We start from the raw sequence: 14,447 nt of genomic DNA, 5'->3' as shown, positions 1-14,447 counted from the left end.
TACCCATGTACAAGCACCTTGCACTTGCCGCTGCCGTTTCCGCCGTGTTCAGCCTGCAGGCTTCGGCCGCTGGTACCCAGCTTACGGTCTACACCGCCCTGGAAGCCGAACAGCTGAAGAGCTACAAGCAGGCCTTCGAGAAGGCCAACCCGGACATCGAGATCAAGTGGGTCCGTGACTCCACCGGCATCATCACCGCCAAGCTGCTGGCCGAGAAAGACCGCCCGCAAGCCGACGCGGTGTGGGGCCTGGCCGCGTCGAGCCTGGCCATCCTTGACCAGAACGGCATGCTCGAAGCCTATGCACCGAAGGACCTGGGCAAGATCGCCGGCAACTACCGCGATGCTGCCAACCCGCCAGCCTGGGTCGGTATGGACGTGTGGGCCGCGACTCTCTGCTTCAATACCATCGAGGCCGAGAAGCAGGGCCTGAGCAAGCCGGTCAGCTGGCAGGACCTGACCAAGCCCGAGTACAAGGGCAAGATCGTCATGCCGAACCCGGCCTCGTCCGGCACCGGCTTCCTGGATGTCAGCGCCTGGCTGCAGACCTTTGGCGAGCCGCAGGGTTGGGCGTACATGGATGCGCTGCACCAGAACATCGGCCAGTACGTTCACTCTGGTTCCAAACCGTGCAAGCTGGCAGCAGCGGGTGAATTCCCGATTGGCATCTCGTTCGAGTACCCGGCCGTGCAGCTCAAGCGCCAGGGTGCGCCGCTGGACATCGTGCTGCCGAAGGAAGGCCTGGGTTGGGAGATCGAAGCGACTGCGGTGATCAAAGGTTCGCCCAAGGCGGACGCGGCCAAGCGCCTGGCTGATTTCTCGGCAAGCCCGGTGGCCATGGAACTGTACAAGGAGAACTTCGCCGTGCTGGCCGCGCCGGGCATTGCCAAGCCGCAGACCGAACTGCCGGCGGATTATGAACAGCGCCTGATCAAGAACGACTTTGCCTGGGCCTCGAAGAACCGTGACCAGATCCTGGCCGAGTGGCGCAAGCGCTATGACGGCAAGTCGGAGAAGGTGGCTCAACAGTAACCTGCACCGGCCTCTTCGCGGGTGAACCCGCTCCCACAGGTACCGCGCAGTCCTTCAACTGTGCGCAATCCTTGTGGGAGCGGGCATGCCCGCGAAGAAGCCACTGCTGCAATCCAGCCAGGAGAAGACAGTGATGCCCACCCCAGCCCAGATCATCGACAGTACCTTCGCGCTGTACGAACGCCACGGCAGCGGCGATTACATCGGCGAAGCCATCACCCAGCTCGAACACATGTCCCAGGCCGCACAACTGGCCATGGCCGAAGGCTTCGACGATGAAGTGGTGCTGGCGGCGTTTTTCCACGACATTGGCCACCTGTGCGGCGGTGACGCCAGCATGGGCGGCTACGGTGTGGTCAGCCATGAACGCATCGGGGCCGAGTATTTGCGCCGTTGTGGTTTTGGCGAGCGCATGGCGCGGCTGGTGCAGTATCACGTGGAGGCCAAGCGTTACCTGACTTTGCGGCAGGCGGGGTATTACCAACGGCTGAGCGAGGCGAGCCGGAGAACCTTGGAGTATCAGGGGGGTGTGATGAGCGAGGCCGAGGCGGATGCGTTCGAGCGGGACCCGCTGTTCGAGGTGAGCTTGCGGATGCGGGAGTGGGATGAGCAGGCGAAAGTGGTCGGGGTGCCGGTGATTGACCTGGATGGGTTGAAGAAGAAGGCTTTGGCACTGCTTTGAGAGATGGGCTGCCTGTGCCGGCCTCTTCGCGGGTGAACCTGCTCCCACAGGAATAGTGCACATCTCAAGGAATGTGAGATACCTGTGGGAGCGGGTTTACCCGCGAAGAGGCCAGACCTGCTTGATCAAAACTGTGAAACCAGCGCCTCCAGCTGCTCCTGACGCTCAGCCTGGTTCAGCTTCGCCCCAGGGTTCAACGTGGACCACTGCGGATGCGCCCGGGCCTTGCTCAGCGCCTCCGGCAACTTGCCCTCCCGCCAGGCCTTCTCGTCCAGTTCCCCCAGCCGAATGCTGTCCTGCGCCGCATGCCCGCGGTTTTCCAGCGCCACCATCAACTGCTGCTGACGCAAGGCCAGCAGGCGCAGCACCGTGTCGTCCACAGTCAGTTCGCGCTTGCCCTTGAGCTTGCCCATCAACCGCGAACCATAGTTGCGCGCCGTCTGCAGCGCGCCGCCGGCAATCGCCCCGGCCAGCGCCGCCGCACCGAGCGTAAGGCCGCCGACCAGCAAGTCGACCCCGGCACCCGCCGCCGCACCGGCCGCCACACCGCTGCCCAAGCGCACGCCCAGCAGTTTCAGGGTCTCGGGATTGAACAGGTCATCGCCCCAACGGCCATCCAGCAAAGGCAGATCGGTGGCATGGGCATCCTCGCGGCGGAAGGCATACAGCTTGAGCAATGCCTCGACGCAGCGCTGTTCGCGCTGGCGCACCTCTTGCCGCAAGGCCTCGACGGCCCGGGCTTCGGCAGCCGGTTCGGCCTCGACGCTGCGCCGGCAGGCGGCGCAGTCCAGCAGCAGCTCGGCAATCAGGCGCTTGCCGCTGTGCCGGCGTGCCAGGCGCTGTGCCTGCTGGTCGTCGATCAGCCGCTGCAGGGCCGGGCGGGCGTCTTCCAGCAGCAGCGCCAGGCTTTCGTACAAACGACGCTCGCCGTCCTCTGGCGGCGCCACGCTGTCGAACCGCACCAACGCGTGAAGCCCAAGCCTGGCAAGGGCTTCACGCCATTGCGGTTCGCGGTGCTGGTGGCTGGCGACGAAGTTGAGCACCGGTAGCAGCGGCTTGCCGCAGCTGGCCAGCACTTCCAGTTCGTCGCGGTACTTGGCCAGTACCGGCTCGCGGGCATCGATCACATACAGGCCGGCATTGCTGGCCAGCAGCTGGCGCAGCACCTTGGCCTCCTGCTCGAAGCGCTGGCGCGCTTCGCTGCCCTGCAGAAAGCGCTCCAGGCGGGCCGGGCCGTCCAGGCGCTCGCCCGGGCGCTCCAGGCGTTCGAGGTAGTCGAGCAGGGCGATGGCGTCTTCCAGGCCCGGAGTGTCGTACAGCTCCAGCAAGGGTTCGCCGTCCACCGACAGCCGCGCACCTTCCACATGGCGGGTGGTGCTGGGGCGGTGGGAGACTTCGCCAAAGCCGACGTCGCGGGTCAGGGTGCGCAGCAGCGAGGTCTTGCCGACGTTGGTGTGGCCGACCACGGCCAGTTTCAGTGGCTCAGTCATGACCATGCTCCAGCCAGGTCAGCGGCGAGGTATCGGCATGCACCAGGCCAAAGCGGTCGAGGGCTTCGTGCCAGTCGCCCAGGCGTTGGGCGTCCAGGGCCTCGCCTGGTGCGGGCTGCAGTAGCCAGATTCGGGTCGCACCGGCGTTGCGTGCCAGTTCGGCGAGCAGCGCCAGGCTGCCACGGTCGGGCGAGCGGCGCGGGTCGCAGGCGATGGCCAGGCGTGCCGGGGGGAAGCGGCTGAGCTGTTCGAGCAGGCGGTTGCGCGATTCGCGGCTGTCGAGCACGCCGGCACTGGTCACGCTTTTCGGCAGGGCGGGTGGCCAGGGGTGCTGGTCGTCCAGCTCCAGGCCGACCAGCAGGGCACCGCTGCTGCCGCTTTCCAGCTGGCCTGCGGCAAACTGCGGCAAGGTTTCGGGCGCGGCATCCTGCACGCCGATGCGTTCGCTGCGCGGCATCAGCGCTTCACGCAGCTGCGCGTAGCCGGGCAGGCTGAGGTCCAGCGACAGGCGTTGGCGGCCCTGGCGCCAGCGCCACAGGCACAGCGCGGCCAGCAGCAGGCGCGGCAGCAGGCCGTACACCAGCACCACGCCAAGCAGCCAGCTGGCCCAGGCCTGGCGTGCCAGGTCCAGGGCCGGCTGGCTGTCGCCGCTGGCGCGGATCATGGCCTCGTCGGGTACCGTGAAGCCCAGTAACGAGGGCAGGGCGCCCAGGGCCTGGGTCAGGTGGATGAACGGGTCGGCGGCGAGCAGGGTGGTTTCCCAGACAAAGCCATAGCGCCGGGTCGCCAGCAAGGCCAGCAGCATGCCCAGCGCGCTGATCATCGCCAGCAGCCACAGGCCGTGCACCAGCAGGCCGAGCAGCCAGCGGTTGAGGCGCTGGCGTTGCAGCAGCACCAGCAGCGCCGGTGCCAGGTGCGCGGCCTTGGCATCACGGGCAAAGCGCTCGCTCAGCCACAGCCACAGGCGGCCCAGCCCCGCGCCATGCTCGCCGCTCACGGCAAAGCCGATGGCCCAGCCCAGCAGCATCAGCAGGTTCAGCCCCAGCAGGCTGCCCAGCGCCCAGAACACATTCACCGGGCGTTGCCCGTCGCCCAGGGCGGCCAGTGCCAGCCCCGCGCCGCTGAGCACGGCCAGCAGCAGCAAGGCCAGCAGCGCCAGGCGTGCGCCCTGCTTCCAGTGGCGCAGGGCGGTGCTGATACCGTCGCGTTCGGCCAGGAACAGCGCACGGGTTTCGATGCGAGCGGCCAGGTCACCGCCTGCCTGGCGGGCGCGGCGGTTGGCTTCCTGGTCCTCCAGGGGGCCGGCATGTTCCTCGCGCAGGCGTACCGCTTCGGTGAGCCAGCGCTTGTCCAGTGAAGTCGGTGCAGTCACAAGGTCTTCCATTGCACAGGTCAGGGCAGAAGCATAACCCACACGCCCGGTGCTATCCTCGCTGGCATGAATACATCACTCCCCCTCAGCCTGATCGCGGCTCACGCCGAGAACCGCGTGATCGGCATCGACAACTCCATGCCCTGGCATTTGCCGGGGGACTTCAAGTACTTCAAGGCCACTACCCTGGGCAAGCCGATCATCATGGGGCGCAAGACCTGGGACTCGCTGGGCAGGCCCTTGCCCGGGCGGTTGAATATCGTGGTCAGCCGGCAGGCAGGGCTGGAACTGGCGGGGGCCGAGGTGTTTGGTTCGCTGGAAGAGGCGCTGGTGCGGGCCGAGCAGTGGGCGCGTGAGCAGGGCGTCGATGAGCTGATGCTGATTGGCGGGGCGCAGCTGTATGGGCAGGCGCTGGAGAAAGGGCTGGTCAGCCGCATGTACCTGACGCGGGTCGAGTTGTCGCCGGAGGGGGATGCCTGGTTCCCTGAGTTCGATCGGGGGCAGTGGAAGCTGGTGTCGAGCGAGGCGCAGGCTGAGGAAGGCAAGCCTCGGTATCACTTCGAGGTCTGGAACAAGGTTTGAGATTGCCGGGGCTGCCTTGCAGCCCTTTCCGACCGGTCCGGCGCTCAGGTGAGCAGCTTGATGATCAATGCGGTGACAGTAGCCACCGTGGTGACGAAACCGACGGCGATGGCAACCGGGTACCAGAAGGTTTCGCGGGTCATTTGGCCGGCTTCAGCATTCAGCTTGCGTGTCTCGGCCATCAACTTATCCACTTCGACGCGGATCTTGGCAACCTCAACGCGGATTTTTTCGGCTTCTGCCTGGGTCATGTGGTACTGCTGCATGGTGGTTCCTTTCCATCGGCGCATTCGCTAGCCCGGCTGTCAGTATATCAACGCCAATAGCCAGCTATTGCTTGCTTCCCATGCCATTGCGTTACTGGATATTGGGGCCGCATAGCGACCCCTTCCTTATCAGGAATGGCTCAGCTCGGCATGTTCATCACCAGCCAGCACTTCCTTGTCGGTCTCTTTCAACAACTGGCTGGTCACCACCCCTGCGGTCATCGAACCGTTCACGTTCAACGCCGTACGGCCCATGTCGATCAGCGGTTCCACCGAAATCAGCAATGCCACCAGTTCCACCGGCAGGCCCATGGCCGGCAACACGATCAGCGCGGCGAATGTCGCACCACCACCTACGCCGGCAACCCCTGCCGAACTCAGGGTGACGATGGCCACCAGGGTGGCGATCCACAGCGGGTCGAAGGTATCGATGCCCACCGCCGGCGCCACCATCACCGCCAACATGGCGGGATAGAGGCCGGCGCAGCCGTTCTGGCCAATGGTGGTACCGAACGATGCGCTGAAGCTGGCAATCGACTGCGGTACGCCCAGGCGGCGGGTTTGCGCTTCGATGTTCAGCGGAATGCTGGCAGCGCTGGAGCGGCTGGTGAAGGCGAAGGTCAGCACCGGCCACACCTTGCGGAAGAAGCGCAGCGGGCTCACGCCGGTGGCGGCGAGGATAACGCCGTGCACCACGAACATCAGCGCCAGACCCAGGTACGACACCACCACGAAGCTGCCCAGCTTGAGGATGTCTTCCATGTTCGAGCTGGCCACCACCTTGGTCATCAGCGCCAGTACGCCATACGGGGTCAGCCTCATCACCACCCGCACCAGGCGCATCACCCAGGCCTGCAGGGTGTCGATGGCCGACAGCGCGCGCTCGCCCTTCTCGGCATCGTCCTTGATCAACTGCAGCGCAGCCAGGCCAAGGAACACGGCAAAGATCACCACGCTGATGATCGAGGTCGGCTTGGCCCGCGCCAGGTCACCCACCGGGTTGCTGGGGATGAACGACAGCAGCAGCTGCGGGATGTTGAGGTCGGCGACCTTGCCGGCGTAGTCGCTGTGGATAACCTGCATGCGTGCGCTTTCCTGGGCGCCAGCCACCAGGCCTTCGGCGCTGAGGCCGAACAGGTTGGTCAGGACGATGCCGATCAATGCGGCAATGGCGGTGGTCAGCAGCAGGGTGCCGATGCTCAGCACGCTGATACGGCCCAGCGACGAGGCATTGTGCAGGCGTGCCACGGCACTGAGGATCGAGGCGAAGATCAGCGGCATGACGATCATCTGCAACAGGCCGACGTAGCCGTTGCCGACCAGGTCGAGCCAGGCGATGGTGGCCTTGAGTACGGGGTGGCCGGCGCCATAGACGGTATGCAGGATCAGGCCAAACACCACGCCCAGCACCAGGCCCAGCAATACTTTCTTGGCCAGGCTCCAGTCGGTGCGGCGGGTTTGTGCCAGGCCCAGCAACAGGGCCAGGAACGCCAGCAGGTTAAGGGACAGCGGCAGGTTCATTGAAGCTCCAGCGGTAAAGGCAAAAGAGGCATCGCCTCTGTGAGCGAATGCGAACGGAAATGCTAACAGCCTGAAAACAAACGAATTTATACCCAAATGCTATGTGTATAGTCGTTTATGGAATAACGGCGTGTCGCGGATTGCAATGAACACGGCGTTTGCAACTGCATGGAGGTCGTTATCGAGGGCTGTCGGTAGGGGGTGTTGCACTAGCGTTTGTGGGTCATTTCAGGAGATCCGTGCATGAAATTCGCTCCGAAAGCCGTCGCCATCGGCCTGTCCCTGCTGTTCAGTATCGAAACCTTCGCCACCGAGCTCAAACACTGGCCTGCCGAGGCTGCCAGACAGCTCGACAGCATGATCGCCGCCAATGCCAACAAGGGTAACTACGCGGTGTTCGACATGGACAACACCAGTTACCGTTATGACCTTGAAGAGGCTTTGCTGCCGTTCATGGAAAACAAGGGGTTGTTGAGCCGCGACAAGCTCGACCCCTCGCTGAAGCTGATGCCGTTCAAGGATACCGCCGAGCACAAGGAAAGCCTGTTCAGTTACTACTACCGGCTGTGCGAAGTAGACGACATGGTCTGCTACCCGTGGGTAGCCCAGGTGTTCTCCGGCTTTACCCTGCAGGAGTTGAAGGTGCAGGTGGATGAACTGATGGCTTCCGGCAAGCCGATCCCCAGCACCTACTACGAAGGCGACCAGGTCAAGACCATCGAGGTGCAGCCACCTAAGGTCTTCAAGGGCCAGGCCGAGCTGTACAACAAGCTGATGGAGAACGGTATCGAGGTGTATGTGATTTCGGCGGCCTCCGAAGAGCTGGTGCGCATGGTCGCCTCGGACCCCAAGTACGGTTACAACGTGAAGCCGCAGAATGTGATTGGCGTGAGCTTGCTGCTGAAGGACCGCGCCAGCGGCCAGCTGACCACCGCGCGCAAGCAGATCAGTGCCGGGCACTATGATGCCAAGGCCAACCTGGGGCTGGAGCTGACACCGTACCTGTGGACCCCTGCCACCTGGATGGCTGGCAAGCAGGCGGCGATCCTGACCTATATCGATGAGTGGAAGAAGCCGGTGCTGGTGGGCGGCGATACGCCAACCAGCGACGGCTACATGCAGTTCCATGGCGTGGATGTGAGCAAGGGCGGCATCCACCTGTGGATAAACCGCAAGGCCAAGTACATGGACCAGATGAACGGGATGATTGCTCGGAATGCCGCGGCGCAGGCCAAGGAAGGGTTGCCGGTGACAGCGGACAAGAACTGGGTGATCGTGACACCGGAGCAGATCCAGTAACGAGGCCTGTCAGCCGTTGCGGCCCACGATGAGAGTCCGGGCCGCTTCCTGATCGATGTTCTGTGCCAACAAGGTCACTGCTTCGATGGCGCTTGCACGGACGCTGGCCCCCACCGGGCCAAGCGTCTGTTCGACCACGACACTGTGCACCTGGTTAATACCGACGAAGCGGAACCACGTATCGATGAAGGGCTTCTCCAGGCCAAAAGCCTGGTCGGGTGTCTGTGAGTCAGAGCCGTAACCAAGTCCACGGGAGTAGATTGCAACAGCCCGACGTCCGCCCAGCATGCCATTCAACCCTTGCTCATCGAAGGTGAACAGGACGCCTTTGTGCGAAATTGCGTCGATCAGATGCTTGAGCTTGTACGGGATGCCGAAATTCCACAGCGGTACGCTGAACACCAAGGTATCAGCCCGGTGGAACCGTTCAGCGAGTGCCTTGATCTGCCCCCATGCTGCAGCCTGGGCGGTTGACAGTGGGGCATCGGCAAGCCCTGCGTACTTTGCCGCGAGCAAAGCGCCATCCACTTCGGGGAGCTCGCATTCCCAAGGGTCAAGGCAGTCAATCTCCACGGCTTTGCGCTCGGCCAATGCCGTCAGGAACACTTCTGCAATCTGAGTGGAAACGGACCGCTCTCCTCTCGGTGAGGCACAAACATACAAGATACGTTCAACCATGGGGCTTCTCCTTGGCAGCGTTGGTGACACTTCCCCTGGCGTTCGACTGCACAGGTGCTTGGCGCAAAGTCTGATTCAGAATGATTGTTTATAGAAATGACGTATGCTCTGCATATTGAGTGAGATAGGTGATTAATCTGTGTTCGATACTGTGCTTTTGCGTAGCTTGCTTGCCGTTGCCGACAACGGTGGTTTCACGCGCGCGGCGCAGAGGCTGCATCTAACGCAGTCGGCGATCAGCGCTCACATCAGGCGGCTGGAGAGTGAAGCTGGGCACAAATTGCTGGAGCGCACGACCCGTTCGGTCAGCCTGACGCCAGCGGGCGCCCGGCTGGCAGGTTATGCCCGCACTATCCTGGCGTTGCATGATGATGCTCTCGCGAGCCTTGGCGTAGGCCGTCGGGTTTCAGGCATGGTATTTGTGGGCTTGAGCGAGGAGATGGTGAAAGCCCCCATCATCGACTGCCTGCGTCGATTCTCGGTGGCGCATCCCGATGTAGAGGTTTCCCTGAAAGTCGGCCTGACCGGCGAGCTGCTTGCACTTGTTCAATCGGGTGGGCTCGATATCGTGTTGGGGAGCCGCTGCGGCGACGAAGAACGTGGCGAACTGCTTTGGTCCGAGCCGTTGGTCTGGGCGAGAGGGCCGGTTGCGCTGCCCACCGATGATGCAACCACTCCAATACCCTTGGCGGTGTTTTCCGAACAATGCCCCTACCGTGCCGCCGCCATCGAAGCCCTGGCGCGTGCGGGGCGACAATGGCGGATCGTTTGCCAGAGCCCAAGTGCCGGGGGGCTGATAACCGCTGTCAGTGGTGGGCTGGGTGTAACGCCAGTCACCCGGTCGTCCGCACTGGCTGCAGGTTTACAGGAAGTGCCAACGCTGCCATCCCTTCCTCAAGCGCAGTTCATTTTGACCTCGGTGGCGAAGCCGAAGCGCTCAGTTGCCCTGCTGCTGGCGCAATTGCGCCAATGTGCTTCGAGGGGGGAGCTTTGACTCAGCATTTCTCTAGCGCCATAAAAAAGCCGGCGCACAAGGCGCCGGCTTTTTCAAACGCCAGAAAGCCTTACAACCCTTCCAGCATGGCCTTGTTACGCACGGCGCCCTTGTCGGCACTGGTCGCCAGCAGGGCATAGGCCTTCAGCGCGGTGGTCACCTTGCGTGGGCGTACTTCAGCCGGTTTCCAGCCCTTCTTGTCCTGCTCGACACGGCGCTCGGCCAGCTCTGCGTCGCTGACTTGCAGGTTGATCGAACGATTCGGGATGTCGATCAGCACCTTGTCGCCGTCGCGCACCAGGCCGATGGCGCCACCAGCAGCGGCTTCCGGCGAGGCGTGGCCGATCGACAGGCCCGAGGTACCGCCCGAGAAGCGGCCGTCGGTGAGCAGGGCGCAGGCCTTGCCCAGGCCCTTGGACTTCAGGTACGAGGTCGGGTACAGCATTTCCTGCATGCCCGGGCCACCTTTCGGGCCTTCGTAGCGGATGATCACGATGTCGCCGGCCTTCACTTCGTCGGCGAGGATGCCGCGTACGGCGCTGTCCTGGCTCTCGAAGATCTTCGCGGTGCCTTCGAACACCAGGATCGACTCGTCGACACCGGCGGTTTTCACTACGCAGCCATCCAGCGCGATGTTGCCGTACAGCACGGCCAGGCCGCCTTCTTGCGAGTAGGCATGCTCGACACTGCGGATGCAGCCTTCGGCGCGGTCCAGGTCCAGGCTCGGCCAGCGGGTCGACTGGCTGAACGCGGTCTGGGTCGGGATGCCGGCAGGGCCGGCCTTGAAGAAGGTGTGCACGGCTTCGTCATCGGTCTGGGTGATGTCCCACTTGGCGATGGCTTCTTCCATGCTGCGGCTGTGCACGGTCGGCAGGTCGGTGTGCAACAGGCCGCCACGGGCCAGCGAGCCGAGGATGCTGAAGATGCCGCCGGCACGGTGCACGTCTTCCATGTGATATTTCTGGATGTTCGGCGCAACCTTGCACAGCTGCGGCACCTTGCGCGACAAGCGGTCGATGTCGCGCAGGTCGAACGCCACCTCGGCTTCCTGGGCGGCGGCCAGCAGGTGCAGGATGGTGTTGGTCGAGCCGCCCATGGCGATGTCGAGCATCATGGCGTTCTCGAACGCCTTGAAGTTGGCGATGTTGCGCGGCAGTACCGACTCATCGTTTTCGCCGTAGTAGCGCTTGCAAAGCTCGACGATGGTGCGGCCGGCGGTGAGGAACAGCTGCTCGCGGTCGGCGTGGGTGGCCAGGGTCGAACCGTTGCCCGGCAGGGCCAGGCCCAGGGCTTCGGTCAGGCAGTTCATCGAGTTGGCGGTGAACATGCCGGAGCACGAACCGCAGGTCGGGCAGGCGCTGCGCTCGTATTCGGCGACTTTTTCGTCGGAAGCCGAGGAGTCGGCGGCGATGACCATGGCGTCGACCAGGTCCAGGCCGTGGCTGGCCAGCTTGGTCTTGCCGGCTTCCATCGGGCCGCCGGACACGAAGATTACCGGGATGTTCAGGCGCAGGGCGGCCATCAGCATGCCGGGGGTGATCTTGTCGCAGTTGGAGATGCACACGATGGCGTCGGCGCAGTGGGCGTTGACCATGTACTCCACGGCGTCGGCAATGATCTCGCGGCTTGGCAGCGAGTAGAGCATGCCGTCGTGGCCCATGGCGATGCCGTCATCGACCGCGATGGTGTTGAATTCCTTGGCCACGCCACCGGCGCGTTCGATTTCGCGGGCGACCAGCTGGCCCAGGTCCTTCAGGTGCACGTGGCCCGGGACGAACTGGGTGAACGAGTTGGCGATGGCGATGATCGGTTTCTTGAAGTCTTCGTCCTTCATCCCGGTGGCGCGCCACAGGGCACGGGCGCCGGCCATGTTGCGGCCTTGGGTGGAAGTCTTGGAACGATAATCAGGCATGAAACACTCCTGGCGGCTTAATCAGGTCACAAAAAGGGGAGTGAGCTTCACTTGTCCTTTGCGCCGCAGGCCGGTTGCCACTGGCACGGATGGGGCCGAAGACCGCGCGGGATCGCCGCGTGCTTGGGCAGAGCTCATAAACCCGCCGGGGATGACTGGCGATGAATAGGCCGATTCTACACCGCTGGCGCGGCGAGGGAATGGCGATGTGTCCAGGCGGTGGCTTTGGCCTAACGGCTGGTACTTGTAGGACGCTTCCGAAACGGCGGCCAAGGGGCTGACCGGCCCGCCTCGAACAACTATTATGCGGCCGCCGCATGTGCGGTTTCACGAGATACCCCTCAATGGACCTTCCCAGTTACCGGTTCCGCACGAACCTGCAATCTGGCACTGAGCGCGCCGCCGCCAGGGCTGCCGAAGGCTTGAGTCCGCAAGGCTGAAGTCTGTGGGCGCCTGGGTCGGCGCCTGGAGAACTTCATGCAAAATCAAATCGATAAAAACATCCTTCAACCGGAGACCCACGCAGCCCTTGAGGCGCAGCGGCGCGAAGCGACCGAGGATTTTCACAAAGGCGCTTCGATCACCAACCATGTTGGAAACCTGCGGGATGCAACCCTTGGGCTGCTTTACCGCAAGCGTGTGCTATGGCTGGTGGTGCTGGTGTTTGGCAACCTGTTTTCCGGGGCGGGTATTGCCGCATTCGAGGAAACCATAGCCGCACACATCGCCCTGGTGTTCTTCCTGCCGTTGCTGGTGGACAGTGGCGGCAATGCCGGCGCCCAGTCGGCGACGCTGATGGTACGTGGCTTGGCCACAGGGGACGTGGTGATGCGTGACTGGTGGCGCATGCTGGGGCGTGAATTCGGCGTGGCGCTGGCGTTGGGCGTAACCATGGCCATTGCAGTGGCGTCTTTGGGAGTGCTGCGCGGCGGGCCGCAAATCGCCTTGATTGTTGCCAGCAGCATGGTGGTGATCGTGCTGGTAGGCAGCCTGATCGGCATGAGCCTGCCGTTCCTGCTCAGCCGCTTCAAGCTGGACCCGGCCACGGCCAGTGGGCCGCTGATCACATCGATTGCCGATGCGGCGGGGGTGCTGGTGTATTTCGGGATAGCGACGCAGGTGTTGGGGATCTGACACTGTCTCGTGCTGGTTTCACCGGCCTCATCGCCGGCAAGCCAGCTCCTACAGGTACTGCACAGGTCTCGAGGGCTGTGGTGATCCTGTGGGGGCTGGCTTGCCGGCGATGGGGCCGGTGCAGGCCGTTTGCTTCTCGGTCAGCTGTTGGGCAGCAACCGGCAGGTGATGCTCTTGATGTAGCGGGTTTCGGCGATGGCCGGGTGCACCGGGTGGTCCGGGCCTTGGCCGCCGCGCTCGAGCAGTTGCATGTTGCGGTCCAGGTGGCGGGCGCTGGTCAGCAGGATGTTGTGCAGGTCGTCCTCGGGCAGGTGCATGGAGCACGAGGCGCTGACCAGGATGCCGTCCTTGGTCAGCATGCGCATGGCCTGCTCGTTCAGGCGGCGGTAGGCCGCTTCGCCGTTTTTCAGGTCTTTCTTGCGTTTGATGAAGGCGGGTGGGTCGGCAATGATCACGTCGAAGCGCTCTTCGGCGGCCTTGAGCTCGCGCAGGGCTTCGAACACGTCGCCTTCGATGCAGGTCAGCTTCTCGCTGATGCCGTTCAGCGCGGCGTTACGCTCCACGCCGTCCAGGGCAAAGCCCGAGGCATCGACGCAGAACACTTCGCTGGCGCCGAAGGCACCGGCCTGCACGCCCCAGCCACCGATGTAACTGAACAGGTCGAGCACGCGCTTGCCTTTCACGTACGGCGCCAGGCGTGCACGGTTCATGCGGTGGTCGTAGAACCAGCCGGTTTTCTGGCCTTCACGCACCGGGGCTTCGAACTTGACACCGTTCTCTTCCAGCGGCACCCAGTCCGGCACTTCGCCATAGACGGTCTCGACATAGCGCTGCAGGCCTTCGGCGTCACGCGCGGAGGAGTCGTTCTTGAACAGTATGCCGCTTGGCTTGAGTACCTGTACCAGGGCTGCAATCACGTCATCCTTGTGCGCTTCCATGGTTGCCGAGGCCAACTGCACCACGAGGATGTCGAAGAAGCGATCGACCACCAGGCCTGGCAGCAGGTCGGAGTCGCCATAGACCAGGCGGTAGCATGGTTGGTCGAACAGGCGCTGGCGCAGCGACAGGGCAACGTTCAGGCGGTGCACCAGCAGCGACTTGTCCAGCGGCAGCTTGGCGTCGCGCGACAGCAGGCGGGCACAGATCAGGTTGTTCGGGCTCAGTGCGACGATACCCAGTGGCTTGCCGTTGGCCGCCTCGAGAACGGCCTGCTGGCCGGCCTGGAAGCCTTGCAGCGGGGTCGCGGTAACGTCGACTTCGTTGCTGTAGACCCACAGGTGGCCGGCGCGCAGGCGGCGGTCGGCATTGGCTTTGAGGCGAAGGCTGGGCAGGGACATGACGTCGCTCCGGGAAAAAGAGCGGGATTATAACCTGTTGCCTGGCCGCGCGCCCGTTGTGGGAGCGGCCTTGTGTCGCGAAAGGGCTGCGCAGCAGACCCAGGGTTTCAGCGGCGCTGCATGGATTGCCGGGGCCGCTTTGCGGCCAA

At 63.6% G+C, this 14,447-nt stretch carries 13 protein-coding genes; 6 read left to right on the top strand and 7 right to left on the bottom strand.

The window, feature by feature from the left end:
* Window positions 1-5: 5 nt before the first annotated feature.
* Window positions 6-1,031, top strand: a complete 1,026-nt coding sequence (locus ACIQYU_RS16935; protein ID WP_402800905.1) for a putative 2-aminoethylphosphonate ABC transporter substrate-binding protein — start codon at window positions 6-8, stop codon at window positions 1,029-1,031.
* 133 nt (window positions 1,032-1,164) lie between these two features.
* Complete coding sequence (locus ACIQYU_RS16930) at window positions 1,165-1,713, top strand: phosphonate degradation HD-domain oxygenase (protein WP_233688131.1); 549 nt, start codon at window positions 1,165-1,167, stop codon at window positions 1,711-1,713.
* 125 nt (window positions 1,714-1,838) lie between these two features.
* Here the strand turns inward: ACIQYU_RS16930 and ACIQYU_RS16925 are convergent, their stop codons facing one another.
* Complete coding sequence (locus ACIQYU_RS16925) at window positions 1,839-3,203, bottom strand: GTPase/DUF3482 domain-containing protein (protein WP_233688132.1); 1,365 nt, start codon at window positions 3,201-3,203, stop codon at window positions 1,839-1,841.
* A complete protein-coding gene (locus ACIQYU_RS16920) occupies window positions 3,196-4,587 on the bottom strand; it encodes a DUF2868 domain-containing protein (RefSeq protein WP_233688133.1) in 1,392 nt (463 codons plus the stop codon). The genes ACIQYU_RS16925 and ACIQYU_RS16920 overlap by 8 nt, the downstream gene beginning before the upstream one ends.
* Before the next feature lie 54 nt (window positions 4,588-4,641).
* On the opposite strand from ACIQYU_RS16920, the gene ACIQYU_RS16915 reads away from it, so the two are divergent.
* The gene (locus ACIQYU_RS16915; protein ID WP_087499771.1) at window positions 4,642-5,157 is read left to right on the top strand and encodes a dihydrofolate reductase; all 516 of its coding nucleotides are present in this window, start codon (window positions 4,642-4,644) and stop codon (window positions 5,155-5,157) included.
* A 44-nt stretch (window positions 5,158-5,201) separates the two neighbouring features.
* Here ACIQYU_RS16915 and ACIQYU_RS16910 read toward each other — a convergent pair whose 3' ends face one another.
* Together ACIQYU_RS16910 and ACIQYU_RS16905 are read right to left on the bottom strand one after the other, a co-directional pair.
* The gene (locus ACIQYU_RS16910) at window positions 5,202-5,408 is read right to left on the bottom strand and encodes a hypothetical protein (RefSeq protein WP_233688158.1); all 207 of its coding nucleotides are present in this window, start codon (window positions 5,406-5,408) and stop codon (window positions 5,202-5,204) included.
* A gap of 144 nt (window positions 5,409-5,552) precedes the next feature.
* The gene (locus tag ACIQYU_RS16905; protein ID WP_233688134.1) at window positions 5,553-6,944 is read right to left on the bottom strand and encodes an L-cystine transporter; all 1,392 of its coding nucleotides are present in this window, start codon (window positions 6,942-6,944) and stop codon (window positions 5,553-5,555) included.
* A gap of 243 nt (window positions 6,945-7,187) precedes the next feature.
* On the opposite strand from ACIQYU_RS16905, the gene ACIQYU_RS16900 reads away from it, so the two are divergent.
* Complete coding sequence (locus ACIQYU_RS16900; RefSeq protein ID WP_233688135.1) at window positions 7,188-8,243, top strand: haloacid dehalogenase-like hydrolase; 1,056 nt, start codon at window positions 7,188-7,190, stop codon at window positions 8,241-8,243.
* Between the two features lie 9 nt (window positions 8,244-8,252).
* On the opposite strand, the gene ACIQYU_RS16895 is transcribed toward ACIQYU_RS16900, so the two are convergent.
* Window positions 8,253-8,921: an FMN-dependent NADH-azoreductase gene (locus ACIQYU_RS16895; protein ID WP_015272171.1), complete on the bottom strand. Its 669-nt coding sequence runs from the start codon at window positions 8,919-8,921 to the stop codon at window positions 8,253-8,255.
* 139 nt (window positions 8,922-9,060) lie between these two features.
* Between ACIQYU_RS16895 and ACIQYU_RS16890 the strand changes: the two genes are divergently transcribed.
* Window positions 9,061-9,915: a LysR family transcriptional regulator gene (locus ACIQYU_RS16890; RefSeq protein WP_402800896.1), complete on the top strand. Its 855-nt coding sequence runs from the start codon at window positions 9,061-9,063 to the stop codon at window positions 9,913-9,915.
* 70 nt (window positions 9,916-9,985) lie between these two features.
* Here ACIQYU_RS16890 and ilvD read toward each other — a convergent pair whose 3' ends face one another.
* Window positions 9,986-11,827 carry a dihydroxy-acid dehydratase gene (gene ilvD, locus ACIQYU_RS16885; RefSeq protein WP_063912093.1) on the bottom strand — a complete coding sequence of 614 codons (1,842 nt, stop codon included), beginning with the start codon at window positions 11,825-11,827 and terminating at the stop codon, window positions 9,986-9,988.
* 477 nt (window positions 11,828-12,304) lie between these two features.
* Here ilvD and ACIQYU_RS16880 point away from each other — a divergent pair, with 477 nt between their 5' ends.
* Window positions 12,305-12,961, top strand: coding sequence for a magnesium transporter (locus tag ACIQYU_RS16880; RefSeq protein ID WP_233688137.1), 657 nt, complete (start codon window positions 12,305-12,307; stop codon window positions 12,959-12,961).
* 140 nt (window positions 12,962-13,101) lie between these two features.
* Here the strand turns inward: ACIQYU_RS16880 and ACIQYU_RS16875 are convergent, their stop codons facing one another.
* Entirely contained in the window at window positions 13,102-14,298 is a 1,197-nt protein-coding gene (locus ACIQYU_RS16875) for a class I SAM-dependent rRNA methyltransferase (RefSeq protein WP_233688138.1), read from the bottom strand.
* Window positions 14,299-14,447 lie beyond the last annotated feature (149 nt).

Origin of the sequence: Pseudomonas sp. NPDC096925 (genome assembly GCF_044762545.1) — a bacterium.
Taxonomy (GTDB): Bacteria; Pseudomonadota; Gammaproteobacteria; order Pseudomonadales; family Pseudomonadaceae; genus Aquipseudomonas.
This window is presented reverse-complemented; position numbering and strand designations above follow the sequence as displayed.